The 25,967-nt window shown below is 54.8% G+C and carries 23 protein-coding genes; 12 read left to right on the top strand and 11 right to left on the bottom strand.

Features of this window, described 5'->3' with window-relative positions; translation table 11 throughout:
- Nucleotides 1-39 precede the first annotated feature (39 nt).
- Together ACQE3Z_RS12545 and ACQE3Z_RS12540 are read left to right on the top strand one after the other, a co-directional pair.
- Complete coding sequence (locus ACQE3Z_RS12545; protein ID WP_426974061.1) at nt 40-1,941, top strand: ABC transporter ATP-binding protein; 1,902 nt, start codon at nt 40-42, stop codon at nt 1,939-1,941.
- A 289-nt stretch (nt 1,942-2,230) separates the two neighbouring features.
- The gene (locus tag ACQE3Z_RS12540; RefSeq protein WP_426974060.1) at nt 2,231-4,417 is read left to right on the top strand and encodes an EAL domain-containing protein; all 2,187 of its coding nucleotides are present in this window, start codon (nt 2,231-2,233) and stop codon (nt 4,415-4,417) included.
- Nucleotides 4,418-4,422: 5 nt separating this feature from the next.
- Here ACQE3Z_RS12540 and tauD read toward each other — a convergent pair whose 3' ends face one another.
- Genes tauD through tauA form a run of 4 tightly spaced genes read right to left on the bottom strand, consistent with a single transcriptional unit; the run spans nt 4,423 to nt 7,847 of the window.
- Nucleotides 4,423-5,274 (bottom strand): taurine dioxygenase, encoded by an 852-nt coding sequence (gene tauD, locus ACQE3Z_RS12535; RefSeq protein ID WP_426974059.1) that lies wholly within the window; start codon nt 5,272-5,274, stop codon nt 4,423-4,425.
- Nucleotides 5,271-6,092, bottom strand: a complete 822-nt coding sequence (gene tauC, locus ACQE3Z_RS12530) for a taurine ABC transporter permease TauC (protein WP_426974058.1) — start codon at nt 6,090-6,092, stop codon at nt 5,271-5,273. The genes tauD and tauC overlap by 4 nt, the downstream gene beginning before the upstream one ends.
- Nucleotides 6,089-6,856, bottom strand: coding sequence for a taurine ABC transporter ATP-binding subunit (tauB, locus tag ACQE3Z_RS12525; protein ID WP_426974057.1), 768 nt, complete (start codon nt 6,854-6,856; stop codon nt 6,089-6,091). Before tauB ends, tauC begins: the two co-directional genes overlap by 4 nt.
- Before the next feature lie 10 nt (nt 6,857-6,866).
- Complete coding sequence (tauA, locus tag ACQE3Z_RS12520) at nt 6,867-7,847, bottom strand: taurine ABC transporter substrate-binding protein (RefSeq protein ID WP_426974056.1); 981 nt, start codon at nt 7,845-7,847, stop codon at nt 6,867-6,869.
- A gap of 234 nt (nt 7,848-8,081) precedes the next feature.
- Between tauA and ACQE3Z_RS12515 the strand changes: the two genes are divergently transcribed.
- Complete coding sequence (locus ACQE3Z_RS12515) at nt 8,082-9,062, top strand: LacI family DNA-binding transcriptional regulator (RefSeq protein WP_426974055.1); 981 nt, start codon at nt 8,082-8,084, stop codon at nt 9,060-9,062.
- Here the strand turns inward: ACQE3Z_RS12515 and ACQE3Z_RS12510 are convergent, their stop codons facing one another.
- Nucleotides 9,063-9,665 (bottom strand): LysE family translocator, encoded by a 603-nt coding sequence (locus ACQE3Z_RS12510; RefSeq protein ID WP_250651540.1) that lies wholly within the window; start codon nt 9,663-9,665, stop codon nt 9,063-9,065. It abuts the gene before it with no gap.
- A gap of 79 nt (nt 9,666-9,744) precedes the next feature.
- Between ACQE3Z_RS12510 and ACQE3Z_RS12505 the strand changes: the two genes are divergently transcribed.
- The 5 genes from ACQE3Z_RS12505 to ACQE3Z_RS12485 all read left to right on the top strand — a co-directional run bounded on the left by ACQE3Z_RS12505 (nt 9,745) and on the right by ACQE3Z_RS12485 (nt 15,038).
- Complete coding sequence (locus ACQE3Z_RS12505; RefSeq protein ID WP_250651539.1) at nt 9,745-10,734, top strand: hydrolase; 990 nt, start codon at nt 9,745-9,747, stop codon at nt 10,732-10,734.
- 3 nt (nt 10,735-10,737) lie between these two features.
- Entirely contained in the window at nt 10,738-10,959 is a 222-nt protein-coding gene (locus ACQE3Z_RS12500) for a YheU family protein (protein WP_426974054.1), read from the top strand.
- A gap of 123 nt (nt 10,960-11,082) precedes the next feature.
- Entirely contained in the window at nt 11,083-11,952 is an 870-nt protein-coding gene (locus ACQE3Z_RS12495; protein ID WP_085068519.1) for a phosphoribulokinase, read from the top strand.
- Nucleotides 11,953-12,267: 315 nt separating this feature from the next.
- Entirely contained in the window at nt 12,268-12,900 is a 633-nt protein-coding gene (gene crp, locus ACQE3Z_RS12490; protein WP_017803012.1) for a cAMP-activated global transcriptional regulator CRP, read from the top strand.
- Nucleotides 12,901-12,962: 62 nt separating this feature from the next.
- Nucleotides 12,963-15,038, top strand: coding sequence for a YccS/YhfK family putative transporter (locus ACQE3Z_RS12485; RefSeq protein WP_426974053.1), 2,076 nt, complete (start codon nt 12,963-12,965; stop codon nt 15,036-15,038).
- 29 nt (nt 15,039-15,067) lie between these two features.
- On the opposite strand, the gene argD is transcribed toward ACQE3Z_RS12485, so the two are convergent.
- The 5 genes from argD to ppiA all read right to left on the bottom strand — a co-directional run bounded on the left by argD (nt 15,068) and on the right by ppiA (nt 18,434).
- Entirely contained in the window at nt 15,068-16,291 is a 1,224-nt protein-coding gene (gene argD / locus ACQE3Z_RS12480; RefSeq protein ID WP_426974052.1) for a bifunctional acetylornithine/succinyldiaminopimelate transaminase, read from the bottom strand.
- A 91-nt stretch (nt 16,292-16,382) separates the two neighbouring features.
- Nucleotides 16,383-16,970 carry an aminodeoxychorismate synthase component II gene (locus ACQE3Z_RS12475; protein ID WP_426974051.1) on the bottom strand — a complete coding sequence of 196 codons (588 nt, stop codon included), beginning with the start codon at nt 16,968-16,970 and terminating at the stop codon, nt 16,383-16,385.
- A gap of 40 nt (nt 16,971-17,010) precedes the next feature.
- The gene (locus ACQE3Z_RS12470; RefSeq protein WP_426974050.1) at nt 17,011-17,604 is read right to left on the bottom strand and encodes a putative adenosine monophosphate-protein transferase Fic; all 594 of its coding nucleotides are present in this window, start codon (nt 17,602-17,604) and stop codon (nt 17,011-17,013) included.
- On the bottom strand, nt 17,594-17,764 hold the full coding sequence (locus ACQE3Z_RS12465; RefSeq protein WP_085068529.1) for a YhfG family protein: 171 nt from the start codon (nt 17,762-17,764) through the stop codon (nt 17,594-17,596). The genes ACQE3Z_RS12470 and ACQE3Z_RS12465 overlap by 11 nt, the downstream gene beginning before the upstream one ends.
- Before the next feature lie 97 nt (nt 17,765-17,861).
- A complete protein-coding gene (ppiA, locus tag ACQE3Z_RS12460; protein WP_426974049.1) occupies nt 17,862-18,434 on the bottom strand; it encodes a peptidylprolyl isomerase A in 573 nt (190 codons plus the stop codon).
- 273 nt (nt 18,435-18,707) lie between these two features.
- Between ppiA and tsgA the strand changes: the two genes are divergently transcribed.
- Nucleotides 18,708-19,889, top strand: coding sequence for an MFS transporter TsgA (gene tsgA, locus ACQE3Z_RS12455; RefSeq protein WP_426974048.1), 1,182 nt, complete (start codon nt 18,708-18,710; stop codon nt 19,887-19,889).
- A 135-nt stretch (nt 19,890-20,024) separates the two neighbouring features.
- Here the strand turns inward: tsgA and ACQE3Z_RS12450 are convergent, their stop codons facing one another.
- Nucleotides 20,025-21,311, bottom strand: coding sequence for a cytosine deaminase (locus tag ACQE3Z_RS12450; protein WP_426974047.1), 1,287 nt, complete (start codon nt 21,309-21,311; stop codon nt 20,025-20,027).
- Between the two features lie 226 nt (nt 21,312-21,537).
- Between ACQE3Z_RS12450 and nirB the strand changes: the two genes are divergently transcribed.
- From nirB to cysG, 3 genes are all read left to right on the top strand, one after another.
- A complete protein-coding gene (gene nirB / locus ACQE3Z_RS12445; protein ID WP_426974046.1) occupies nt 21,538-24,081 on the top strand; it encodes a nitrite reductase large subunit NirB in 2,544 nt (847 codons plus the stop codon).
- The gene (nirD, locus tag ACQE3Z_RS12440; RefSeq protein WP_250651531.1) at nt 24,078-24,407 is read left to right on the top strand and encodes a nitrite reductase small subunit NirD; all 330 of its coding nucleotides are present in this window, start codon (nt 24,078-24,080) and stop codon (nt 24,405-24,407) included. Before nirB ends, nirD begins: the two co-directional genes overlap by 4 nt.
- A 113-nt stretch (nt 24,408-24,520) precedes the next feature.
- The gene (gene cysG, locus ACQE3Z_RS12435) at nt 24,521-25,891 is read left to right on the top strand and encodes a siroheme synthase CysG (protein WP_426974045.1); all 1,371 of its coding nucleotides are present in this window, start codon (nt 24,521-24,523) and stop codon (nt 25,889-25,891) included.
- Nucleotides 25,892-25,967: the final 76 nt, after the last annotated feature.

The raw sequence follows: 25,967 nt of genomic DNA, 5'->3' as shown, positions 1-25,967 counted from the left end.
GATGACAATAAATTAACATATTCTGACAATACGGCGCTTATGATTGTATTCTCTTCGTTACAGATCCGACGCGGTACCCGCGTGCTGCTGGACAATGCCACTGCCACCATCAATCCTGGTCAAAAAGTTGGGCTGGTGGGTAAAAACGGCTGTGGCAAATCGACGCTGCTGTCGCTGTTAAAAAATGAGCTCAGCGCCGATGCGGGCAGCGTCACCTTTCCCGGCACCTGGTCGCTGGCCTGGGTTAACCAGGAAACGCCAGCGCTGTCAGTGGCCGCCATTGAGTACGTTATTGATGGCGATCGTGAATATCGACAGCTTGAAGCCGAGCTACAGCGCGCCAATGAAAAAAACGACGGCAACGCAATCGCGCTGCTGCACGGCAAGCTGGATGCGATACAGGCATGGAGCATACAGGCGCGCGCTGCCAGTCTGCTTCACGGTTTGGGTTTTAGCCAGCAACAGCTGCAGCGCCCGGTCAGCGACTTTTCCGGCGGCTGGCGCATGCGTCTCAATCTGGCGCAGGCGTTGATATGCCGTTCCGATCTGCTGCTGCTGGATGAACCCACCAACCACCTCGACCTGGATGCGGTTATCTGGCTGGAGCGCTGGCTGAAGAGTTACGACGGCACGCTGCTTCTGATTTCGCACGATCGCGATTTTCTCGATCCGGTGGTGGATAAAATCCTGCATATCGAACAGCAGTCCCTGTTTGAATATACCGGCAACTACAGCTCTTTTGAGCAGCAGCGAGCCACCAGGCTTTCTCAGCAGCAGTCGCAGTATGAGCATCAGCAGCGTAAAGTGGCGCATCTGCAAAGCTATATCGATCGTTTCCGCGCCAAAGCCAGTAAAGCGAAACAGGCGCAGAGCCGTATCAAAATGCTTGAGCGCATGGAGTTTCTCTCCCCCGCACATGTGGATAATCCCTTTAGTTTCAGCTTCCGCCCGCCGGAAAACTTGCCTAATCCGATACTGAATATGGAGAAGGTCACCGCTGGCTATGATGATCGTGTTGTGCTGGATTCGATCAAACTGAATCTGGTGCCCGGCTCGCGTATTGGCCTGCTCGGCCGCAACGGTGCGGGGAAATCCACGCTAATTAAACTGCTGGCAGGCGAACTCGCGCCGCAAAAAGGGGAGATCGGCCTGGCGAAAGGCGTCCAGCTGGGTTATTTCGCCCAGCATCAGCTGGAATTTTTACGCGCCGGAGAGTCTCCTCTACAGCATCTGGCGCGTCTGGCGTCAAAACTGCCGGAGCAGCAGTTGCGCGATTACCTGGGCGGCTTCGGCTTCCAGGGCGATAAAGTCAGCGAACCGACCGAGCGTTTCTCCGGCGGCGAAAAAGCGCGTCTGGTGCTGGCGCTAATCGTCTGGCAGCGTCCCAATCTGCTGCTGCTGGATGAACCAACCAACCATCTCGATCTTGATATGCGGCAGGCATTAACCGAAGCGCTGATCGATTTTGAGGGCGCGCTGGTGGTGGTTTCGCACGATCGTCATTTGCTGCGTTCCACCACTGACGATCTTTATCTGGTGCATGACGGCAAAGTGGAAGTGTTCGCCGGCGATCTGGATGATTACCAGCAGTGGTTAAACGATTTACAAAAACGGCAGACGCAAGAGAGCGAGCCAAAACAGGATAACGGCAACAGTGCTCAGGCGCGTAAAGATCAGAAGCGTCGCGAAGCCGAGCTGCGCGCGCAAACGCAACCGCTGCGTAAACAGATAGAAAAGCTGGAAAAAGAGATGGAGACGTTTAACGCTCAGCTCTCCGCTGCAGAGGCGAAGCTGGCCGATGCGGCTATTTACGATGCGAGTCGTAAAACCGATCTGACCGCCGCGTTACAGCAGCAGGCCGCGGCGAAATCGGCGCTGGAAGAGTGCGAAATGGCCTGGCTGGATGCTCAGGAACAGCTGGAAGCCATGCTGACTCATTAACTCTTGCTACGGCCTTATTTTGCTGAGGTTTTTAAATGCAAAATAAGGCCGGGCTTTCGACTGGCGAGCAGCGCCTGTTAACAATTCAAAGCGGCGAAGCGCTTTTCAAATAAAAAGAAACGGTTCGCTGAACTTCACCTGGCTGCGTTGTACCTTTTCCGCATCATTTTCTTCATAAACAACCAACGTTTATCAAATTTTTTACGTTCTGTTTCCTTGTGCGCAGAGTTCAATGTTTTTACTATTGCGCCCTGCATAAATTGCTTATTTTTTGAACTCAGGGTAAACCGTGTCAGAGCGCTGCGTAAATCTGCTGAAAAAAAAACTGACGGCTTTTGGGCTGTTGATTTTTTTCACGCCCCTTGCCCATTTTTTATCACCTTTGTACCTGGTTGCAGATCGCACTGTTTACCTTTGCTATTTGCCCTACGGTTTAGCGATCGCCGCCATCTATATTTTCGGCCGCTCCGCCGTGGTTCCCCTTTATCTGGCTTTCTTTATTACGTTCCAGCTCTGCTTTTCGCTATTCTCGCTGGCGGCGGCGCTCGCCTTTGCTTTTTTAACGCCATTGTTTGTTAGCTGTTGGCTGATTCGCCGCTGGTCTGGCCGCCGCTGGCGCTATAACCTCGGTAACCAGGGACTGGGTGTCCGGCTGCTCCTGCTGAATACGCTGGCCCCTGTCCTGACGATGCTGCTGCTGGCAGCGCTTGGGCAAAAACTGCCGGTGATCCCAGAGATGCCCGGCAGCTATTTTACCGGCAGGCTGGATATGTTCAGCATACTCAGTCTGCAAAACCTGATGCTCTCTGCGACGCTATTTACCATTCTTTTTTACTTTCCGCTGCGTATGCTGGCCGCGCCGCGCAGCGGCTTTACTTTCTGTCGTCGGGCCAGGCATGCCCTGTATGGAAACTGTCTGAGCGCGCTTTGGTGGGGCTGCCTGCTGGCCGCGCTGATGCTGCTGCTTTGTTTTCCGGTGCGCCATATGCTGATTTCCAGCTATCTGGTCCCGCTGGTTTTCGTTATCTTCACTTACGGCATTATGCGCTTCACCTCACGGAGCGTGCTCTGGCTCTGGGCGCTCTGCTGTCTGTTGCTGATGCACTTTAACCTTGATGTGCTGCCGTTAAAGTCCATCTTTTCCGCCACCTTTTTATCCTCAGCGTTTATCGCTTTTACCATCAGCCTGCTTTATATCGCGGCGGGATACTGGAAAAGTCGTCGCCTGCAGCGCATTGCGCTTAACCTTGCCGTGACCGATCCGGTGGTCCAGCGGCTTAATCTGCGAGCGCTACAGAAAAAGCTTAAACAGCACCCATCGGGCACCCTTTGCTATCTCTATCTGCATCAGCTGAAATTTCTTGGCTGCCATTATGGCCTGATGATGAAAACCTATACCAAACGCTGCATCATTGATGAGATTGGCACGCAGCTGCGGGAAAATGAAGGGGTTTACCAAATCACCTGCGACGGCGTTATTGTGCTGCTACAGGGTGAAGGCATCGGCGAGCGTCTGTCGCAGCTACGCACGCGCCTAAAGCAGCAACAGATTTTCTGGCACAACCAGCTGATAGATATCGATTATGCTTTTGCCGCCGGTAAATTCACCAGGGAAAACAGTAATCTTTACCGTCTGGCAGGGCAGCTGAATTATCTGGCAGAACAGGCCCTGATGTTGGGCGGCGTAGCGCTGCTGGATAAGGATAATTCACGCTTGCTTGGTCATGTCTCCGACCAGGTTTTACTGCTACAAAAAATCAAACAGGCGCTAACCGGGCAGGATATCGTGCTGTTTGCACAGCCGATTGTCCCCTGTAAACAGGGTTGCCTTTATTACGAAGTGCTGACGCGGCTACGTTCGGCAGACGAACTTATTATGCCGGATCGGTTTATTCCGCTGATTGCAGAGTTTCGCCTTAGCGCCCAGTTTGATCGCCTGGTAGTAAAGGAAACCGTGGCGTTTATTCATCAGCGTCAACGCGTGAATAACCCGCCGCCGCGCCTGGCCATTAATCTGTTGCCAATGACGCTGACCGAGCCGGGAGTAGCAGAGGAGATCATTGCCCTTTTTCAGCGCTTTTCCGTCTCCTCTGAAGCGGTTATTTTCGAAGTGACCGAGCAGCAGGGATTGATCAATAATCTGCAGGTCAATAATGCGATTGCCACGCTGCGTCAGGCAGGCTTTCGTATTGCGATAGATGATTTCGGCACCGGTTTCGCCAACTATGAGCGCGTGAAACATCTTAGCGCCGATATTATTAAAATTGATGGCCTGTTTGTTAAAAACAGCCTTGATGACAATATCGATCGCATTATTATTAAATCGATCTGCGCCATCGCCCAGGAAAAACGCGTATCCGTTGTGGCGGAATATGTGGAAACCGAGGCGCAAAAAGCGCTGTTAACCGAGCTGGGCGTTGATTATATACAGGGCTGGCTAACCGGTCAGCCAGCCCCGCTGCTTTCCCTGCCCTGATCGGCTCAGGCGGGACGATAAAACGGCTTATCCCCCAAAATGGTGGCGCGGTGCATGATGCGTCTGGCGGGCAGGTAGTCGGCATTCGCATAGTGCTGCGTGACCCGGTTATCCCAGATGGCGACATCGTTAGCCCGCCAGCGCCAGCGCACCTGGAACTCTGGCTTGTTTATATGGGCAAACAGAAAGCCCAGCAGCGCATCGCTCTCTTTCGGTGTTAAATCGACAATTCGCGTTGTAAATCCCTGATTCACAAACAAGGCCTGCTGGCCGCTAACCGGATGGGTGCGTACCACCGGATGCAGCAGCGGTGGATGGTTCGCCGCCGCCTGACGCCAGCGCGCATGCTCTTCCGGCGAGGCACGGTGCTTATATTCCGGAAAGGATTTGGTAAAGTCATGTTCAGCCTGCAGGCCGCTTAGCAGCGTGCGTAGCGGTGGAGAAAGCGCCGCGAATGCCGCAATGCCGCTGGCCCATAATGTATCGCCGCCATGCTCCGGCACCTGCTTTGCCGCCAGAATCGCCCCGGCCGGTGGCGTAGCAATAAAGGTAACGTCGGTGTGCCAGTTATCGTTATCGGGGGGATTATCGTTATGCGTATCCAGCACAATAATCTCTTCCACACCTTCGGCGTGTGGATAGACCGGGTGGATATGCAAATCACCGAAGCGCGCGGCCAGCGCTCTCTGCTGCGCTGGCGTCAACGGCTGGTCGCGCAGAAACAGCACCTGATGACGGATTAGCGCATGCCACAGCTGTTCGAACTGACCATCGCTCAGCGGACGGGAAAGATCGAGATTATCAACGGTGGCGCCGATGTAAGGTCCCAGCGCGGTAATAACCAGACGTTCATTCATTGTGATTCTCCATGCCAGGGCGTTAACTGACGCTGTAACGTCCGCAGGGCCAGTTCTAAACCGAATGCGATTAACGCAATCACCAAAATGCCGGCCAGCACCACATCCGTTGCCAGAAACTCACCGGCAGACTGCACCATAAAACCCAGCCCGCGCGTAGCGGCGATCAGCTCCGCCGCCACCAGCGTTGACCAGCCGACGCCTAAACCGATGCGCAGACCGGTAAGGATTTCCGGCAGCGCGCCGGGTAAAATAACCAGACGTAGCAGCTGCCAGCGGCTGGCTCCCAGCGACAGCGCCGCCCGCAGCCGTACCTGCTGCGCGTTTCTGACGCCCTGAAGCGTCGATAGCGTGACTGGCGCGAAAATAGCCAGATAGATCAACAAGATCTTGGAGGTTTCACCGATGCCGAACCAGATCACCATCAGCGGCAGATAGGCCAGCGGCGGCACCGGGCGGTACAGCTCGATCAGCGGATCGAGAATGCCACGCGCCGTTGCGCTTAACCCCATCACAATGCCGGTCGGCACTCCGATCAGCACCGCCGCCAGCAGCGCCAGCAGGATCCGCCCAAGGCTGGCGGCCAGATGCTGCCAGAGCGTGGCATCCATAAATCCCTGTGCGCTGGCGATCGTCAGTAACTGATGTAATACCTGCTGCGGCGGCGGTAAAAACAGCGGCGCAATCAGCTGCAGCGCAGTAACCAGCCACCACAGCGCCAGCAGCAGCGTTAAGGTTGTCAGGCTCAGCGTCAATTGACGGGGAAGCGGCCAGCGCCAGCGTCGTGCGCCCGGTTTATCCAGCGCCTGTAAACTCATGAGAAGGCCTCGCGCTGTTGGAATACCCGGCTCAGCACATATTCGCGCTGGGCAATAAAGGCGGGATCGGATTTAATGGCGCGACAGGATCCTCCGGCGGCAAAGCGGCGGCCAAAATCCAGCGTCAGACGCTCGCTGATGCGTCCGGGCCCCGGCGTCATCAGCACCAGCTCGCTGGCAAGAAACACTGCCTCTTCAATATCGTGGGTAATCAGCAGAATCCCCTTACCGCTGTCACGCCACAGGCGCAGCAGTAGTTCTTGCATCTGCTCGCGGGTGAACGCATCCAGTGCGCCAAACGGCTCATCCAGTAGTAACAGCTGTGGATCGGCGGCCAGCGCGCGCGCAATGCCGACGCGCTGGCGCATACCGCCGGAAAGCTGCCAGATAAAGCGTTTTTCCGCGCCTTCCAGCCCAACTTTTTTTAATATACTGCCCGCTTTCTCCCGCCGCGTTTTAACGTCCACGCCCGCCAGCTGCAGACCAAACGCCACGTTATCCAACACATTGCGCCAGGGAAGTAATCCTTCATGTTGAAAAACCACCCCGCGATCGGCGCCCGGCCCGGTTACCGGCTCTCCAGCCAGCGTAATCTTGCCCTCTTCCGTGGGTAAAAAACCGGCTATCAGGTTCAGCAGCGTGGTTTTCCCACAGCCGGACGGCCCCAGCAGTACCACCAGTTCCCCTGCGTTCAACATCAAGTTGATGTCCTGCAAAGCAAGCTGCCCGTGGTAACGCGCACTGACATGAGTAACAGCAAGCATGGTTAACCCCCTACGGCTGAACCAAAGGATGAATAAAACGGTCGGTCACATAGTCGCGGTAATCCGTATCAACCTGCGCCACTTTGCCCTGCTGCTTCAGAAACTGAGCCGTGTCGCCAATCGCCTTATTGACCGGCTCTGCCAGTTGGGCAAGCTGCTGCTGTGCGTTAAGGTAGGTGTTGCCCTGTACCAGACCGGCCACCTGATCCGTCGGCACGCCGCTCAGTCGGGAAAGTTTATTAAGATTTTCAGGCTGCTGTAGCCATTGCTGCGGATGATCAAGATAAGCCTGCTGCGCCGCCAGCGCGCTGCGGGCAAAGGCGGTGACAATCTCCGGATGCTGCGCAGCAAAATCTTTGCGCACCACCCACACATCCAGCGTCGGCGCGCCCCACTGGCCCACCTGTGCCGAGTCGGTCAGCACCTTGCCGCTTTTAGTCAGCTCATTGACGGCTGGCGCCCAGACATAGGCGCCGTCGATATCGCCTCGCTGCCAGGCCGCAATAATCGCTGGCGGCTGCAGATTAATGATCTGCAGCTGGCTGGGTTTAATTCCCCAGTGCTTCAGTGCCGCCAGCAGACTGTAATGAGTGGTGGAGATAAACGCCACCGCGATACGCTTGCCAATCAAATCCTGCGGCGAGTTCATCGTTTTCTTTACGACCAGCGCTTCCGAGCTTCCGAGCTGCGAAGCCAGCAGGAAAACTTCAATCGGCAGCTTCTGACTGGCGGCGACCGCCAACGGACTGGAGCCGATATTGCCGATTTGTACATTCCCGGATGCCAGCGCACGAACTACACTGGAGCCACTGTCAAATTTACGCCAGTTAACCTGCGCGCCGCTTTGCTGAGCGAAAGTGTTATCCGCCTGAGCAACTTTCGCCGGTTCCGCCGAGGTCTGATAAGCCACTGTAACCTCAACGGCGTGCGCCTGGGTCGCCAGCAGCGATAACGTCGCTGCCCATGCTAAAAACCGCGAGATCCTCACCATCTTACGTTCCGCCTGTTGCTATCATCGTGATGGCTCAGTTGTAACTGAGAGGCGGATACAACATGAAGTAATTAAAAATTATGTTTAATCGCTAAATTGCCTTAGAAGAGATATCGCTATCTTTATCTGAAAATTAAAAAAGTCTGATTTTTCTGATGAAAAATGGACCTGAATCGGCCACTGTATAACGATGTTTTACAGGCTATTCATTGGTGAGTTGTCAGAGGGTTTTCCATGTCGATTGAGAAAGTTGCCCGTTTCGCTGGTGTATCGACCGCGACCGTTTCACGTGTGCTGAACGGTTATAAGGGCGTTCGGCCTGCAACCCGTGAACGCGTTTTAGCTGCTATTGCCGCCTGTCAATACCAGCCTAACCTGCTGGCGCGCCAGCTACGCACCTCTCAGAGCCATATGTTACTGGTGCTGGTTTCCAATATTATCAATCCTTTCTGTTCACGCGTGGTGCGCGGCATTGAGGCAGAAGCGGAGGCGCACGGCTACCATATTCTGCTGTGCAATTCCGATTCACAAACCCAGCGCGAATCTGCTTATCTCACGCTGCTGAGCGGCAAAGTGGTGGATGGCGTTATTACCATGGATGCGGCAAGCAACCTGCCTGAACTGCGCCGAATGATTGGCGATTCCCCCTGGGTACAATGTGCCGAAGGCGATCCTGATGTCGCTGGCTCATCGGTCACTATTGATAATCAACAGGCCGCGCGGGCGGCAGTGCAGCATCTGGCGCAGCGCGGACGGCGACGGATTGCGATGATCAACGGCGATCCACGCTATCTCTATGCGCAACAGCGTGAGTTGGGATATCGATCGGCGTTAGCCGAACTGGGTTTGTCATGGTCCGGCGTTGAATATGCTAATGAAGTAGAGTGCGAGGCGGGCTTTGCGGCCATGAAACGGCTGCTGGAAACAAAAGAGCCGCCAGACGCCGTGTTTACCGTATCTGATGTGCTGGCAGTAGGCGCGATACACTGCGCACGTCAGTACCAGCTCGCCATCCCTGAGGATATCGCCGTGCTGGGCTTTGACGGCCTGCCGTGGAGCGCAATGCTGTCGCCGCCACTCAGTACGCTGGAACAGCCAATGCATCAGTTGGGCACGCGCAGCGTACAGCTGCTGTTACAGCGCATTCAGGATCCGCTGACGCCACAGGTTCATGAGCGGCTCCCCTGTGAGCTGGTGGTACGCGCCTCCAGCTAATCAGTGCCATATCAACAGTACGCAGGCGGCAGTCAGCACGCCCATCGTCAAATTAAAAATTTTCCATGCGCGGCGGCTACGCAGCAGACGGCCTATCAGGGTGCCAAAGCCAAGCCAAAGAATGCCAGCGACCAGATTAACCAACGCCATACCCATGCTGATAGCCACAACTGAACTGCGATAGGCTTCACCTGCCAGGCTAAAGCTGGCCACGGCCCCCAGCGCCATTAACCAGGCTTTGGGATTAACCAACTGCAGCAGTCCTCCCTGCCATAAAGGCATAGGACGAGGCGGCGCTTTACCCATCTCAATCTTTTCATAGGCCGCCGTTGCAATTTTCCATGCCAGCCACAGCAGATAGAGACTACCCACAATTTTCAAAAACAGGTGCAGAGAGGGGTAAACCAGAATCAGCCCGCCCACGCCAAACGCCACCAGCAACAGCATAAGCTGCATACCGAGCATAATTCCTGCCATTAAAGGGAGCGAACGCAGAAAACCAAAATTGGCGCCAGCCGTGGTCAATAGCGTATTATTTGGCCCTGGCGTAATCGCCGCCACCCAAAGAAAACCAAGCATCGATAAAAACAGACTGAGTTCCATAAAATGGGTGCTCCTCACCCGGTAAAATGTTAACCCGTTAAAACTAACAGTGCGCCTGAATGCGTACAAGCGTGAAACGATGAGCTTTGATCACAGTCAGGAATCCTTTATTCCCTTGAAAGGGCTGCATAATCCCCACCTGCAAACGGTGCTGCCGCGTCTGTTTCGCCGTCGGGTCTCTTTACGCCCTCACTGGCAGCGTCTGGATCTGCCGGACGGCGATTTTATCGATCTTGCCTGGAGCGAAGATCCCATGCAGGCGCGGCATAAACCGCGTGCGGTGTTGTTTCACGGACTGGAAGGAAGCTTCCATAGCCCTTATGCGCACGGCCTGCTGCAGGTGTGGCAACAGCGCGGCTGGCTGGGCGTGGTGATGCACTTTCGCGGCTGCAGCGGCGTGCCTAACCGCATGGGGCGCATTTATCACTCCGGCGAAACCGGGGACGCCAGCTACTTTTTACGCTGGCTGCGAACCACTCTGGGCCATGCGCCGACCGTGGCTGTCGGCGTGTCGCTGGGCGGAAACATGCTGGCCTGTTTGCTGGGCCAACAGGGCGATGATTGTCCGCTGGATGCCGCCGTTACGGTCTCGGCGCCGCTAATGCTGGAACCGTGCAGCGCCAAACTTGAGCAGGGATTTTCCCGCGTCTATCAGCGTTATCTGTTAAGCCAGCTCAAGCTCAACGCCCGCCGCAAGCTACAGGCCTGGCCCGGCACGCTGCCGGTAGATCTGTTACAGCTGAACGCGCTAAAGCGCCTGCGTGACTTTGATGATGCCATCACCGCCCGCGCCCACGGTTTTTCCGATGCCGGTGACTATTACCGACGGGCCAGCGCCATGCCGCTGCTGCCCGGCATACGTAAACCGCTGTTAATTATCCATGCGCAGGACGATCCCTTTATGACCGATGAGGTGATCCCGGATATGGCGCGGTTACCTGCTAACATTGAATATCAACTAACGGAATATGGTGGCCATGTCGGTTTTGTCGGCGGCACGTTACGTCGTCCGCAAATGTGGCTGGAGCAGCGTATTCCTCAATGGCTATCACCTTATCTGGATAACTAAGCTGTGATTATTCCCTGGCAAGATCTCTCCCCGGAAACTCTGGAAAACCTGATTGAAGGTTTTGTATTGCGCGAAGGCACGGATTATGGCGAGCAGGAGCGCTCCCTGTCGGAAAAGGTGGAAGATGTCCGTCGCCAGCTGAAAAGCGGCGAAGCCGTGCTGGTCTGGTCGGAACTGCATGAAACGGTCAATATTATGCCGCGCGGTCAGTTCCGCGAGGGATAGTGATGCGGTCAGCTCTGTGCGGCTCGTCACATTAACGTGGTCTGGCGGACCTGCCCGATGATGACACCTCTGACCGAAACGTGATAACAATGCTCATCGCCCGATTTAATCCAGAGAGTATTTATGTCAGCCAGACATCCGATCATCGCGGTGACCGGCTCCAGCGGAGCGGGAACCACCACCACCAGCCTTGCCTTTCGTAAGATTTTTCAGCAGCTTAATCTGCATGCCGCTGAACTGGAGGGTGACAGTTTCCATCGCTATACGCGCCCGGAAATGGATATGGCGATCCGCAAAGCCCGCGATTTGGGGCGTCATATCAGTTACTTTGGACCAGAAGCCAACGACTTTGGCCTGCTTGAGCAAACCTTTGTTGAATATGGCGAAAATGGCCGTGGCCAGTCGCGTAAATACCTGCATACCTATGATGAGGCGGTGCCGTGGAATCAGGTGCCTGGTACCTTTACGCCGTGGCAGCCATTGCCGGAGCCAACGGATGTGTTGTTTTATGAAGGACTGCACGGCGGCGTGGTGACGCAGCAGCATAACGTGGCAGAAAAAGTGGATTTGCTGGTTGGCGTGGTGCCCATCGTGAACCTGGAGTGGATTCAGAAGCTGGTGCGCGATACCAGCGAGCGCGGCCATTCTCGCGAAGCGGTGATGGATTCCGTGGTGCGCTCAATGGAAGATTATATTAACTACATTACGCCACAGTTCTCACGTACCCATCTTAACTTCCAGCGCGTACCCACAATAGACACCTCAAACCCTTTTGCCGCACGCGCTATTCCTTCGCTGGATGAAAGCTTTGTGGTGATTCATTTTCGCGGGCTGGAAGATATCGATTTCCCCTACCTGCTTGCCATGCTGCAGGGCTCCTTTATTTCACATATTAATACGCTGGTGGTGCCGGGCGGAAAAATGGGACTGGCGATGGAGTTGATTATGCTGCCGCTGGTGAAACGCCTGATAGAAGGCAAAAAAATTGAATAAGAGGCTTACCACTGTCTCTTGTCTGACTCCTGATAAGTAAGCAAATTGTCAGCCGGGGCGTTCATCAGCTAAACGGCAATTGTCCGATTCAGCACAAGCTGAAGCGAGACAACAGGAGACAGTAAGATAAAGCTGTGCTACAAACAAAGCTGTAATATTTTCGTTCTATGAAACGAAAACGGGACGACGGCACGCCTTGAGGCCTCGCAGTTGCCCGTATAAATTTCCAGCAGGAAACGCTTGAAGATTTCAACGCCTGACAGGGAAAACTGCCCCCTGTATTTAGGGCACGATTACAACAGAGGATAATAGCGAATGGTTCTCGGCAAACCGCAAACAGACCCTACACTCGAATGGTTCCTGTCACATTGCCATATTCACAAATATCCATCAAAAAGCACATTGATTCATCAGGGTGAAAAGGCCGAGACGCTCTATTACATTGTAAAAGGTGCGGTTGCGGTACTGATCAAAGATGAAGAAGGCAAAGAGATGATCCTTTCCTATCTTAATCAGGGTGATTTCATTGGCGAGCTTGGCCTGTTTGAAGAAGGTCAGGAACGCAGTGCATGGGTACGCGCGAAAACCGCCTGTGAAGTGGCTGAAATTTCGTATAAAAAATTCCGTCAGCTGATTCAGGTTAATCCTGACATTCTGATGCGTCTCTCTTCCCAGATGGCTCGTCGCCTGCAGGTGACTTCAGAGAAAGTAGGCAATTTAGCTTTCCTTGACGTGACCGGCCGTATTGCACAGACGTTGCTCAACCTTGCTAAACAGCCGGATGCGATGACGCACCCGGACGGGATGCAAATCAAGATTACCCGTCAGGAGATCGGCCAGATCGTCGGCTGCTCACGTGAGACGGTGGGCCGTATTCTGAAAATGCTGGAAGATCAAAACCTGATCTCCGCTCACGGTAAAACGATTGTCGTTTACGGCACCCGTTAAGCTACGCTGAAGACACGGCGTGGTGCCTGGCATCACGCCGTGTCTGTTTTGGTGATGTAGCGATGTGGCGGAGAATTATTTATCATCCCGAAGTGAACTATGCCCTGCGTCAGACGCTGGTGCTCTGTTTACCGGTGGCCTTTGGCTGGCTGCTGGGGGATTTGCAAAAAGGATTGCTCTTCTCGCTGGTTCCCGCCTGCTGCAATATTGCCGGACTCGATACCCCACACCGCCGCTTCTTTAAACGCCTGATCACAGGCGGCTCGCTGTTCGCACTCAGCAGTTTTCTTCTTCAGTGGCTATCGCTACAGCAGGTGCCCCTGCCCGCGACGCTGTTTGTCATGGCATTATTGCTGGGCGTTACCGGCGAAATCGGCCCGCTTCATGCACGTCTGCTGCCAGCTTCCTTGATTGCCGCTATTTTTACGCTCGGTCTGGTGGGCAATATGCCGATCTGGGGGCCGCCGTTGCTCTATATCGGCGGCACATTCTGGTACGGGCTGTTTAACTGGTTCTGGTTCCGGCTGTGGAAAGAGCAGCCGATGCGGGAAACGCTCAGCCTGCTCTATCGCGAACTGGCGGATTACTGCGAAGCTAAATATACCCTGCTGACGCAGCTTACCGATCCGGAAAAAGCCTTGCCTCCGCTGCTGGCGCGCCAGCAGAAGGTGGTTGATCTGATTAACACCTGTTATCAGCAAATGCATATGCTGGCCGCCAACCGCGATCATAACCATCGACGCCTGACGCGCGCTTTTCAGGTGGCGCTGGATCTGCAGGAGCATATTGCCGTTAGTCTGCATCAGCCGGAAGAGGTGCAAAAGCTGGTAGAGCAAAGCCATGCGGAAGCGGTCATCCGCTGGAACGCGCAAACCATCGCCGCACGGCTACGCGAGCTGGCGGACGATATGCTTTATCACCGGCTGCCAGCACGTTTCACCCTGGAAAAGCCGCTGCTGGGACTGGAGAAAATTGCGCGTCGGCATCCGGAGAATCCGGTCGGCCACTTCTGTTATTACCATTTCAGCCGCATCGCTCGCGTGCTGCGTACCCAGCGCCCTCTTTATCGTCGCGATCTTATGGCCGATCGCCAGCGCCGGCTGCCGCTGCTTTCCGCACTGCGCAGCTATCTGTCATTTAAATCTTCCGCTCTGCGTACCGCGGCTCGCTTTGCGGTGATGCTGGTATTCGGCAGCGTGCTGGCGCTGGCGTTCAACGTACCGAAACCCTGGTGGATCTTAATGACCATCATGTTCGTCAGTCAGAATGGCTACAGCGCAACGCGTGTGCGTATTCAGCACCGCGCGCTTGGCACGCTGGCTGGGCTGATTATCGCCGCTGCAGCCCTGCGTCTTGCGGTACCGGAATCGCTGGTGCTGTTAATCATGCTGATCATTACCTTAGTCAGCTATCTGTTTATCCGTAAATATTACGGCTGGGCGACAATCGGTTTTACCGTGACCGCCGTTTATTCATTACAGCTGCTGTCGTTGAACGGCGCGCATTTCCTGTTGCCGCGTCTGATGGATACGCTGATGGGATGCTGCATCGCTTTTGGCGGCATGGTCTGGCTGTGGCCGCAGTGGCAAAGCGGGCTGCTGCGACAGAATGCGCATGATGCGCTGGAAGCGTATCAGGATGCTTTACGGATGCTGCTGGGGAGCGAGGCATCACCGCAGAAGCTTGCCTGGCAGCGGGTACGCGTTAATCAGGCGCATAATGCGCTGTTTAACTCCCTGAGCCAGGCGATGCAGGAGCCAGCGTTTAATACCCGCTATCTGAATGATATGAAACTTTGGGTCACGCACAGCCAGTTTATCGTTGAGCATATCAATGCGATGACTATTCTGGCCCGTGAGCACACCATGCTGACGCCTGCGCTGGCGCAAAGTTATCTGCAGTCGTGTGAAATTGCGCTGCAGCGCTGTCAGCAGCGGCTGGCATATGACGGGCCGGGACAGGATACCAATATCCTGCAAGGAGATGCAGAGAACCAGGAAGGGCCGATGACCATTATGGAGCGTCATGTAAAGCGTATCCTTGAGCACCTTTCAGTGATGCATACTATCTCATCTCTGGCGTGGAGCCAGCGGCCGCACCACGGTAAATGGCTGGTTCGCCGCCTGCGTAAAGGATAAGCGCGCCCTGACATCGGGCGCGCCCTGAATCATGCAGGTTTTAATACTTTTTCGGCAGCCCTGGCCAGACGCGCCATGCCATCACCAATATCCGCCAGCGGAATCACCAGCGAAGGCGCAAAGCGCAGAACATCGGTGCCCGCCGTTAAAATCATCAGGCCCTCCGCAGCGGCGGCGTTAAGAATATCGCGCGCTTTGCCTTTATGCTGCGGCTGAAGCTCCGCCCCGATCAGCAACCCTTTGCCACGGATTTCGCTGAAGATATCCAGTTTGACATTGATGGCTTCCAGTGCCTCAATAAAGCGCTGACGACGTTGCTCAATGCCATCCAGCACCGAAGGCGTATTAATCACATCCAACGCCGCTTCCGCTACTGCGCAGGCCAGCGGATTACCGCCATAGGTGGTGCCGTGTACGCCAGGCGCCATCGCCGAGGCGATCTCATTAGTGGTCAGCATCGCACTAATGGGGAAGCCGCCGCCCAGCGCTTTCGCTGAGGTCAGAATATCGGGCTGCACGCCATAATGCTGATAGGCAAACAGCTTACCGCTGCGCCCCATCCCACTCTGGACCTCATCCAGTACCAGCAGCGCCTGATATTGATCGCACAGCTGGCGCAGGCCCTGCATAAATTCCTGCGTGGCGGGCATAACGCCGCCTTCGCCCTGAATCGGCTCAACCACAATGGCACAGGTGTGATCGTCGATCACGGCCTTCACCGCCGCAAGATCGTTAAAAGGTACGTGGACGATATCGGCCGGTTTGGGTCCAAAACCATCAGAGTATTTCGGCTGCCCGCCGACGGAAACGGTAAACAGCGTGCGGCCATGAAACGCGTTATGGAACGCGATGATTTTGCTTTTATAAGGGCTGTGGCGCGTGGAAGCATAGTAGCGCGCCAGTTTGAAGGCGGCCTCGTTGGCTTCAGCCCCTGAGTTCGCAAAGAAAACGCGCTCAGCGAAAGTCGCGTTAATCAGCTTGCTGGCAAGACGCAGCGCGGGTTCATTAGTGAAAACGTTGCTGGTATGCCACAGCATTTCGCCCTGAGTTTTCAGCGCCTCTACCAACGCCGGATGGCAGTGACCCAGCGCGGTTACGGCGATACCGGCGGTAAAATCGATATATTCGTTGCCCTGCTGATCCCACACCCGGCTGCCTTTGCCTTTTACCGGCACAAACTGTGCTGGTGCATAAACCGGCAATATAACCTCATCAAAGGTCTGCCGCCTAACCGCCATTTTTTCCGCTGCCATTCGCTACCTCATTTAATTTCACACAGATACCCAGTGAAAAAATAATCATTAAATATGCATAATAAGTCAAACGGAATCGCAGCGTATGCAATTAAACAGCGGCCTGTCTACGCAAAAAATTAGCCAGCAACGCATGCCCCTGCTGGCTCAGGATGCTTTCGGGATGAAACTGCACGCCCTCAACATCCAGCGTCTTATGACGTAATCCCATAATTTCATCCGGCTTGCCATCACGCAGGCTCCATGCGGTAACCTCCAGACAGGCTGGCAGCGTCTCTTTTTCCACAATCAGCGAGTGATAGCGCGTCACCGTCAGCGGCTGCGCCAATCCGGCAAATACGCCAGCCTGCTGATGAGCAATCGCGGAGGTTTTACCGTGCATAACCTGACGCGCGCGGATCACGCGTGCGCCGAAAACCTGCGCCAGCGCCTGATGGCCCAGGCAAACGCCAAGCAGCGGCAGCCGCCCGGCAAAGGTGCGGATAGCGTCCAGAGAGATACCTGATTCATCAGGCGTGCAGGGACCAGGAGAGATCACCAGATGCGTCAGCGGCAGCGCGTGCATTTCCGCCAGCGTAATTTCATCGTTGCGGCGCACCAGTACTTCCACTCCCAGCTCGCAGAAGTACTGGTACAGGTTCCAGGTAAAAGAGTCGTAGTTATCAATAAGCAGCAGCATTTTTACTCCGGGCTGACCAAAACGCCGCTATTCTACGCGCTTACTTCGGCTCGCTCACTACGTTACTAAAGATATCGGTCAGCCTCTGCAGATCGCCGTTCACGCTCTCTTCATTTGCCCGCAGCCAGGCTGCGCGTTCAGTCTTGCTCCAGTCAATGTCATAACCTGCATGAATAATTAACTGTTCAAAGAAGAGGCGCTGCGCGCGGCCGTTGCCGTCGCGAAAGGGATGCAGCATATTGATTTCGCAGTAATAGTGCGCCAGCCGCGCCACAAACTGCTCAAAAGGAAGATCGGCCAGGCCATTCTCTTCCTCAAGCGCTTCCATCAGGGCGTTACCCTCTTTCTCAATATATTCAAAGTGGCAGAAAGGCGTATCGCCGAGATAGAGATCGATTTTGCGAATTTCTCCAGCCCAGTCATAGAGATCCTGAAACAGCGTCCGGTGGATAGCGCACAGATAAGGAAAACCCAGATTGCGTGGCCCCAGCTCAATGGTTGCCGCCCGCAGCGAAGTAAAGGCGACCTCCGCTTTTTGCAGTTGGGCGGTATCATGTAAATTGAACCGGTTGCGCAGTACGTCATCGTTCTGCCAGTAGTAAGGATCGCGCCCGTTCATTGCATTAGCCGCCATATTGCCTCCGTAATGCCTCTAAGCGCTGTGCGGCCTGTTCAGCATCCAGCGTCACTTCCGCAAAAGATAAGCCTTCCAGTTTACTACTGGCCAAAAAATTCGCGTTGCGCCGCTGTTGCCATAATGTGGCTTTCTGCTTTTCGGTCAGTTTTGTTGGCATACCGCCTCCGGTCAGAGAATAAGTGACCTAAGTATAAGCAGCAAATTACTGCTCTGCAGAAGGCTGGCGTGCCGCCGCAGACGCGACGGCAGAGAAATCAGGGCAGGACTTTTGCGGAAAGGATAACAACCGGCTTGCTGGGGACATTTTGATAAGGCCCGATATTTTTGGTCGGTACCTGAGAAATTTTGTCGGCTACATCCATGCCTTTTACTACTTTACCAAACACGGCATAGCCAAAATCACGCTGCCCATGATCCAGGAAAGCGTTATCGGCAACGTTGATAAAGAACTGGCTGGTAGCGCTGTCTTTTTCAGCGGTACGCGCCATAGCAATCGTGCCGCGCGTGTTACGCAGGCCGTTATCCGCTTCGTTTTTGATCGGCGCGTTGGTGGGCTTCTGCTGCATATCGGTCAGGAAGCCGCCGCCCTGAATCATAAAGCCGGGGATCACACGATGAAAAGTCGTATTGTTATAAAAACCGTTATTGACGTAATCAATAAAGTTCTTAACAGAGACCGGTGCTTTCTGATTATTCAGTTCAAGTTCAATATTACCGGCTGACGTGGTCAGGAGGATGTGCGTATCGCCCTGCGCAGCGAAAGTTGGGGCAGAAAAAGTGGACAGCGCCAAAAGTGCCGCGACCGCTGTCAAAGTACGTTTCACCATGATAATTCCTTACTGAGGCCACAAAAACTAAACGAAATTGATTGTAAAGAGCATGTCAGGCAAGAGCCAGCGTTTTACCTTTATTTACGTAAACAAACCTGATAAGCAAACGTTAACGTCACACAAATAAAGGGTGATTTAAGTCACATTATTGATGAAATCAATGAATGTGATTTCATCGTTGGTTTGATCGCGGCTGAAATTTCTTTACACTTCCGGCGACAACCCCTGCGCTGCTTCAGCCAGGCCCTTTGGCTCAAGGTTTCTCCAACTATGACTAATCGTAACCGCATTGGACTGACGTGGATCAGTTTCTTTTCCTATGCGCTCACCGGCGCACTGGTAATTGTCACCGGGATGGTTTTAGGCGATATCGCTAACTATTTCCAGCTTCCGGTCTCTGAAATGAGCAACACCTTTACTTTCCTCAACACCGGCATCCTGGTGGCGGTATTTCTAAACGCCTGGCTGATGGAAATCGTGCTGCTGAAACGCCAGCTGATTTTTGGTTTTGTGTTGATGGTGTTAGCGGTGCTGGGCCTGATGACCAGCCATAGCCTGAGTGTTTTCTCGCTGTGCATGTTTGTACTGGGCGTGGTCAGCGGTATTACGATGTCGATCGGCACCTTCCTAATCACCCATCTTTATGAAGGACGTCAGCGCGGATCGCGCCTGCTTTTTACCGACTCCTTTTTTAGCATGGCCGGTACGATTTTCCCGGTTATCGCCGGGATATTGCTGGCGCGTCATCTGCCCTGGTACTGGGTTTATGTCTGCATCGGCGTGATCTACCTGGCGATCTTTGTGCTGACGCTGAGCGTTGAGTTCCCGGTATTAGGCAAGAAACAGCATAATGCACAGCCGGTAGTTAAAGAGAAATGGGGCGTGGGCGTCCTGCTGCTTTCCATTGCCGCGCTCTGCTATATCCTCGGCCAGCTCGGCTTTATTTCATGGGTGCCGGAATACGCCACTAAAACCATGGGCATGGATATTAGCGCTGCCGGACAGCTGGTGGGTAACTTCTGGACCTCCTATATGATCGGCATGTGGGTGTTCAGCTTTGTGCTGCGCTTCTTTGATTTGCAACGCATTCTGATGGTGTTGGCTGCGCTGGCGACGCTGCTGATGTACTGGTTTGTCAGCAGCAGCGAGCCTGACATGCTGAAGTGGATCATTATCGCTCTTGGCTTCTTCTCCAGCGCGATCTATACCACCATTATCACGCTCGGCTCGCAGCAGACCCGTGTTTCCTCACCGAAACTGGTGAACTTTATTCTGACCTGCGGCACCGTTGGCACCATGCTGACCTTTGTGGTCACCGGCCCGATTGTGGCAAAAGGCGGCGCACATGCCGCGCTGTTTACCGCTAACGGGCTTTACGCCGTGGTGTTTGTAATGTGTCTGCTGCTGGGCTTTGTCACTAAGCATCGTCAGTTCGGTCACGCCGATCATTGATCTTTACGGGCGGAACGGATGTTCCGCTCTTTAATTCAAGGTGCCGGCGCGGGACGCTTTACTCTTCTGCCTGCACCTCCCGCGCTTTGAGTTCATGCGTCGTCTGGTAGTAAAACGCGAGTTCCGCCTGCCCCCTTAATTGCGTTTAAAACTCACCTCTTCCGCCTCATTGAGCCAGATCTGCGTACGCGCCGGTTCGGTGGCGGCAATCACTCTTCCCTGCCGGATTGAGTAACGCACCGGCACCTGACGCCGTACCGCATCAAAGCCGTTTTCCGCTGGCAAAATAATCAGGCTGGCGCTGTTGCCGACCTGGATGCCGTAATCGGTTAGCTGCAGAGTTTTTGCACTGTTGTGGGTAATTAAATTGAGTCCCTGTTCTATTTGCTCATAGCCCATCAGCTGACAAACATGCAGCCCCATATGCAGCACCTGCAACATGCTGGCGGTGCCAAGCGGATACCAGGGATCAAACACATCATCATGGCCAAAACAGACATTAATGTCTGCCTCCAGCAGCTCTTTTACCCGCGTCACGCCGCGTCGTTTGGGATAATCATCAAAGCGCCCCTGCAGATGAATATTCACCAGCGGGTTGGCGACAAAATTAATACCGGAGAGCGCCAGCAGCCGAAACAGACGCGAAGTGTAAGCGCCGTTATAAGAGTGCATCGCCGTTGTATGGCTGGCGGTAACGCGTGCGCCCATGTTTTCCCGGTGCGCCAGCGCCGCCACGGTTTCTACAAAGCGCGACTGCTCATCATCAATTTCATCGCAGTGAACATCGACCTGGCGCTGATATTTCTGTGCCAGCGCAAAGGCGATATGCAGTGATTCAACGCCATACTCGCGAGTAAATTCAAAATGCGGAATAGCGCCTGCTACATCGGCACCCAGTTGCAGCGCCTCTTCCAGCAGCTTCGCGCCGTCAGGATAAGAAAGAATGCCTTCCTGCGGAAAGGCGACAATCTGTATATCGATCCACGCCGCCATCTCCTGCTTTAATGCCAGCATCGCTTTCAGTGCCGTCAGGCTGGGATCGGAAACGTCCACATGCGTACGCACATGCTGAATACCGTTGGCGATTTGCCATTTCAGCGTTTGGGCGGCCCGTTGTTTCACATCTTCCGGCGACAGTAGCGCCTTACGCTCGGCCCAGCGCTCAATGCCTTCAAACAGCGTGCCGGATTGATTCCAGGCGGGCTCGCCGGCGGTTTGCGTGGTATCAAGGTGGATATGCGGCTCGACAAAAGGCGGCAGAGCCAGTCCGCCTTCCGCATCAAGGGCGTTAGCGCTACGATCGGCCAACGCTGGCTGCGGCCTGATCGCGGCAATTTTCCCGCCAGCGATTTCAATTTGCCACAGACCTTCACGCTGGGGCAGACGCAGATGATTAATCCATTGCAGTTCAGTGGAAGCCATACCGGACTCCTGAAGAAAAGAGGGGGACATTCAGGCTAGCATGGATTAGGACCAACGACGTAGACAACGCTTCGCTAAGTTACAGATATTACAAATATTCCTGAAAAATCCCATAATTCAACTACATACCACCTTGGAGGTATATTGCGCCTCAATTGATGCATATCAATAAGCTTGCTAATAATCGCGTTATTGTGGCGCCAATTAGATCAATTTTGAGGCAAAAATGAGCACTGTCAAACTCGCCATCATTGGTAATGGCATGGTTGGCCACCGCTTCATTGAAGAACTGATCGATAAAGCCGAGCCTGGCCAGTTCGAAATCACTGTCTTCTGTGAAGAACCTCGTGTGGCATATGACCGCGTCCATCTCTCCGCATACTTTTCCCATCATACCGCTGACGAACTCTCGCTGGTTCGCGAAGGCTACTATGAAAAACATGGCGTCCGCGTGCTGCTTGGTGAACGCGCCATCACCCTGAACCGTCAGGAAAAGGTGATTCACTCCAGCAGCGGCCGCGCCGTTCAGTATGACAAGCTGATTCTGGCGACCGGTTCTTATCCGTGGATCCCGCCGATTCAGGGCTCTGATGGCCCGGACTGCTTTGTCTACCGCACTATTGAAGATCTCAACGCCATTGAAGAGTGCGCGCGCCGCAGTAAAAGCGGTGCGGTCATCGGCGGTGGTCTGCTGGGTCTGGAAGCGGCCGGCGCGCTGAAAAACCTTGGTATTGAGACCCACGTTATCGAATTTGCGCCAGTGCTGATGGCTGAACAGCTTGATGTGCAAGGCGGCGGCCAGCTGCGTCAAAAAATCGAACAGATGGGCGTGCGGGTGCATACCAGCAAAAACACTAAAAATATTGCTCATCATGCGTCAGGCAAAACCCTGGAGTTTGCCGACGGCACCAGCCTGGATGTCGATTTTATCGTGTTCTCTACCGGCATTCGTGCGCAGGATAAACTGGCGCGCCAGAGTGAACTGCCGGTAGGGCCACGCGGCGGCGTCCAGATTAACGATTGTTGCCAGACCGCCGATCCGGATATTTACGCCATCGGCGAATGCGCATCCTGGAACGAGAAAATTTTCGGTCTGGTGGCACCAGGTTATAAAATGGCGCAGGTCGCCAGCGATCACCTGTTAGGCCGTGAAAACCAGTTCAGCGGTGCGGATCTCAGCGCCAAACTGAAGCTGCTGGGCGTTGACGTAGGCGGCATCGGCGATGCGCATGGCCGTACGCCGGGCGCACGCAGCTACGTTTACCTGAATGAGCAAAGCGGCGTCTACAAACGTCTGGTGGTCAGCCCGGATAATCAGTATCTGCTGGGTGCGGTGCTGGTTGGCGATACCAGCGACTATGGTCAGCTGCAGCAACTGGTGCTTAACCAAATCACGCTGCCGGAGCATCCGGACAGCCTGATTCTGCCTGCGCATGCCGGCAGCGAGAAACCGGCGCTGGGCGTGGAATCGCTACCGGACAGCGCGCAGATCTGCTCCTGCTTCGATGTCTCGAAAGGCGATATCATTCAGGCCGTGGCGAAAGGTTGCCATACCGTTGCCGCTATCAAAGCGGAAACGCGTGCCGGTACCGGCTGCGGCGGCTGCATCCCACTGGTTACCCAGGTACTGAATGCCGAACTGAGCCGTCAGGGCATTGAAGTTAACAATCATCTGTGCGAACACTTCGCCTGGTCGCGCCAGGAGCTGTATCACCTGATTCGTGTGGAAGGCATTAAAAGCTTCGATGAGCTGCTGAAAAAATATGGTAAAGGCTACGGCTGTGAGGTCTGTAAGCCCACCGTTGGTTCTCTGCTTGCCTCTTGCTGGAACGACTATGTGCTGCAACCCCAGCACGCGCCACTGCAGGACAGTAACGATAACTTCCTCGGCAATATCCAGAAAGATGGTACCTATTCGGTGATCCCGCGCTCGCAGGGCGGCGAGATCACGCCTGAAGGGCTGATGGTGATTGGGCAGATTGCACGTCAGTATAACCTTTACACTAAAATCACCGGTTCACAGCGTATCGGCCTGTTCGGCGCACAGAAAGATGATTTGCCTGCGATTTGGCGTCAGCTGATTGACGCCGGATTCGAAACCGGCCACGCCTACGCGAAAGCATTGCGTATGGCGAAAACCTGTATCGGCAGCACCTGGTGCCGCTATGGCGTTGGCGACAGCCTTGGCTTCGGGATTGAGCTGGAAAACCGCTATAAAGGCATCCGTACCCCGCACAAAATGAAGTTCGGCGTTTCCGGCTGTACGCGTGAATGCGCCGAAGCCCAGGGCAAAGATGTCGGTATTATCGCTACCGATAAAGGCTGGAATCTCTATGTGTGCGGTAACGGCGGGATGAAACCGCGTCATGCCGATCTGCTGGCAGCCGATCTCGATAAAGAAACGCTGTTACGCTACCTCGACCGCTTTATGATGCTCTATATCCGCACTGCGGATAAGCTGCAACGCACCTCAACCTGGCTGGAAAGTCTGGAAGGCGGTATCGGCTATGTACGCAGTATCGTTATTGATGACAAGTTAGGCCTGAATGAACAGCTGGAAAGCGATATGGCCCAGCTACGCAGCCGCGTTATTTGCGAATGGAAAGCCACGCTTGAACAGCCTGAAGCGCAAAACCGTTTCGCTCACTTTATCAATAGCCCGCAGCGCGATCCTTTGGTGCAGGTTGTTGAAGAACGTGGACAGCATCGTCCGGCGCGTCCCCACGAGCGTATCGCGATTAAACTGGTTGAAGAGGAGGAACAGGCATGAGCCGCTGGCAAACCGTCTGTAAATTAGAAGCGATCCTGCCTGCTACCGGCGTCTGCGCTCTGGTTGATGGTGAACAGGTTGCGATTTTCCGCCCGCGTGCGGACGAAGAACTGTACGCTATCAGCAATATCGATCCTTTCGCCGAAGCCAGCGTGCTGTCGCGTGGCATCATAGCTGAGCATCAACAGGATTTATGGGTCGCCAGCCCGCTGAAAAAACAGCGTTTCCGTCTGCGCGATGGGCTCTGCATGGAAGACGCCAGTCGCTCTGTACGCAGCTGGCCAGTGCGCGTGCGTGAAGGCCAGGTCGAGGTCGCCTGCGGCTAAAGCTTGGGCTCAGCGCAAGCGTGGTTAAAATAAGTTTGTTCCTGCCCGCGGCGCACCCTGTGCGCCGCATCACCTGCGAATCACGATAAAAACCGGCAAACCGGGAGAACACCATGGATTACCTACCGCTATTTTGTCAGCTGCGCGGCAGAACCTGCCTGCTGGTTGGCGCAGGCGATGTCGCCGCACGTAAAGCGCGGCTGCTGCTGGATGCCGGCGCTCAGCTTCGGGTTTGCGCGCTTGATTTCAGTACGCCATTTTATGAGTGGCAGCAGACTGGCGAAGTCACGCTGTTGCCCCAGCCTTTTTCCGCCGAGCTGCTGGATGAGTGCTGGCTGGTTATCGCCGCAACCAGCGATGAACAGGTTAATCGGCTGGTGAGCGAGGCAGCAGAAGCGCGTCGTCTGTTTTGTAACGTTGTGGATGCCCCCGCGCAGGCCAGTGTGATTATGCCTTCAATTATTGATCGTTCTCCGCTAATGATTGCCGTTTCCTCTGGCGGGCGTGCGCCCGTGCTGGCCCGCCTGCTGCGGGAAAAGCTGGAGGCGTCGCTGCCGCAGCATTTAGGCCGGTTGGCCGCGCTGGCAGGATCGCTGCGTCAGCGGGTTAAACAGCAATATGCAACCGGAGCTGAGCGCCGTCGCTTCTGGGAAAAGCTGTTCGTCAGCGATCGTCTGGCGCAATCGCTGGCCAATAATGATACAGAACGGGCGGCTGCATTAACCGATGAACTCTTTAGCCAGCCGCTGGATAAACGTGGCGAACTGGTGCTGGTGGGTGCCGGTCCGGGCGATGCTGGCCTGTTGACGCTGAAAGGGTTACAGCAAATCCAGCAGGCGGACATTGTGGTTTACGATCGACTGGTTTCCGATGATGTCCTGCAGCTGGCGCGTCGCGATGCGGAGAAGATTTTTGTCGGTAAGCGCGCTGGTCATCACTGCGTGCCGCAGGAAGAGATCAATCAGATCCTGCTGGAGCAGGCACGGCGCGGTAAACGCGTAGTGCGCTTGAAAGGCGGCGATCCCTTTATCTTTGGACGCGGCGGAGAAGAGCTGGAGGCGTTAAAGGACAGTAATATCCCCTTTTCCGTCGTGCCGGGTATTACTGCCGCCTCTGGCTGCTCCGCTTACAGCGGGATCCCATTAACCCATCGCGATTACGCTCACAGCGTGCGCTTTGTTACCGGCCACCGTAAGCAGGATTACCAGCCCGACTGGGCTAACCTGGCGGCAGAACAGCAAACGCTGGTGTTTTATATGGGGCTGGCACAGGCAGGTGAGATTCAGCGTCAGCTGCAGGCGCACGGCATGGCTGCATCAATGCCGGTCGCGCTGGTTGAAAACGGTACCAGCACGCGCCAGCGTGTGGTCAGCGGTGAGCTGGCCCAGCTGGAAACGCTGGCGACACAGGTGGTCAGCCCCAGCCTGATTATCGTTGGACGGGTGGTTGCGCTACGCGATAGCCTGAACTGGTTCTCTTCATAGTCAAACATGTGTTCAAACACGCTTTCTGATATGACATAAACTGTCAGCGGTCTTGCAAAGAGCCCTTTGCAAGACG

It is taken from the genome of Pantoea sp. FN0307, assembly GCF_050113815.1.
GTDB classification, from domain to species: domain Bacteria; phylum Pseudomonadota; class Gammaproteobacteria; order Enterobacterales; family Enterobacteriaceae; genus Mixta; species Mixta alhagi.
This window is presented reverse-complemented; position numbering and strand designations above follow the sequence as displayed.

Excerpts from the sequence above, each read along its gene's own strand:
- ACQE3Z_RS12465 (WP_085068529.1), bottom strand. The coding sequence starts at position 17,764 with ATGCCAACAAAACTGACCGAAAAGCAGAAAGCCACATTATGGCAACAG.
- ACQE3Z_RS12475 (WP_426974051.1), bottom strand. The coding sequence starts at position 16,970 with ATGCTGCTGCTTATTGATAACTACGACTCTTTTACCTGGAACCTGTAC.
- ppiA (WP_426974049.1), bottom strand. The coding sequence starts at position 18,434 with ATGGTGAAACGTACTTTGACAGCGGTCGCGGCACTTTTGGCGCTGTCC.
- nirB (WP_426974046.1), top strand. The coding sequence starts at position 21,538 with ATGAGCACTGTCAAACTCGCCATCATTGGTAATGGCATGGTTGGCCAC.
- tauD (WP_426974059.1), bottom strand. The coding sequence starts at position 5,274 with ATGAATGAACGTCTGGTTATTACCGCGCTGGGACCTTACATCGGCGCC.
- ACQE3Z_RS12450 (WP_426974047.1), bottom strand. The coding sequence starts at position 21,311 with ATGGCTTCCACTGAACTGCAATGGATTAATCATCTGCGTCTGCCCCAG.
- tsgA (WP_426974048.1), top strand. The coding sequence starts at position 18,708 with ATGACTAATCGTAACCGCATTGGACTGACGTGGATCAGTTTCTTTTCC.
- ACQE3Z_RS12495 (WP_085068519.1), top strand. The coding sequence starts at position 11,083 with ATGTCAGCCAGACATCCGATCATCGCGGTGACCGGCTCCAGCGGAGCG.
- argD (WP_426974052.1), bottom strand. The coding sequence starts at position 16,291 with ATGGCAGCGGAAAAAATGGCGGTTAGGCGGCAGACCTTTGATGAGGTT.
- tauB (WP_426974057.1), bottom strand. The coding sequence starts at position 6,856 with ATGCTTGCTGTTACTCATGTCAGTGCGCGTTACCACGGGCAGCTTGCT.
- ACQE3Z_RS12515 (WP_426974055.1), top strand. The coding sequence starts at position 8,082 with ATGTCGATTGAGAAAGTTGCCCGTTTCGCTGGTGTATCGACCGCGACC.
- ACQE3Z_RS12510 (WP_250651540.1), bottom strand. The coding sequence starts at position 9,665 with ATGGAACTCAGTCTGTTTTTATCGATGCTTGGTTTTCTTTGGGTGGCG.
- cysG (WP_426974045.1), top strand. The coding sequence starts at position 24,521 with ATGGATTACCTACCGCTATTTTGTCAGCTGCGCGGCAGAACCTGCCTG.
- ACQE3Z_RS12470 (WP_426974050.1), bottom strand. The coding sequence starts at position 17,604 with ATGGCGGCTAATGCAATGAACGGGCGCGATCCTTACTACTGGCAGAAC.
- ACQE3Z_RS12505 (WP_250651539.1), top strand. The coding sequence starts at position 9,745 with ATGAGCTTTGATCACAGTCAGGAATCCTTTATTCCCTTGAAAGGGCTG.
- ACQE3Z_RS12485 (WP_426974053.1), top strand. The coding sequence starts at position 12,963 with ATGTGGCGGAGAATTATTTATCATCCCGAAGTGAACTATGCCCTGCGT.
- ACQE3Z_RS12545 (WP_426974061.1), top strand. The coding sequence starts at position 40 with ATGATTGTATTCTCTTCGTTACAGATCCGACGCGGTACCCGCGTGCTG.
- crp (WP_017803012.1), top strand. The coding sequence starts at position 12,268 with ATGGTTCTCGGCAAACCGCAAACAGACCCTACACTCGAATGGTTCCTG.
- tauC (WP_426974058.1), bottom strand. The coding sequence starts at position 6,092 with ATGAGTTTACAGGCGCTGGATAAACCGGGCGCACGACGCTGGCGCTGG.
- tauA (WP_426974056.1), bottom strand. The coding sequence starts at position 7,847 with ATGGTGAGGATCTCGCGGTTTTTAGCATGGGCAGCGACGTTATCGCTG.
- nirD (WP_250651531.1), top strand. The coding sequence starts at position 24,078 with ATGAGCCGCTGGCAAACCGTCTGTAAATTAGAAGCGATCCTGCCTGCT.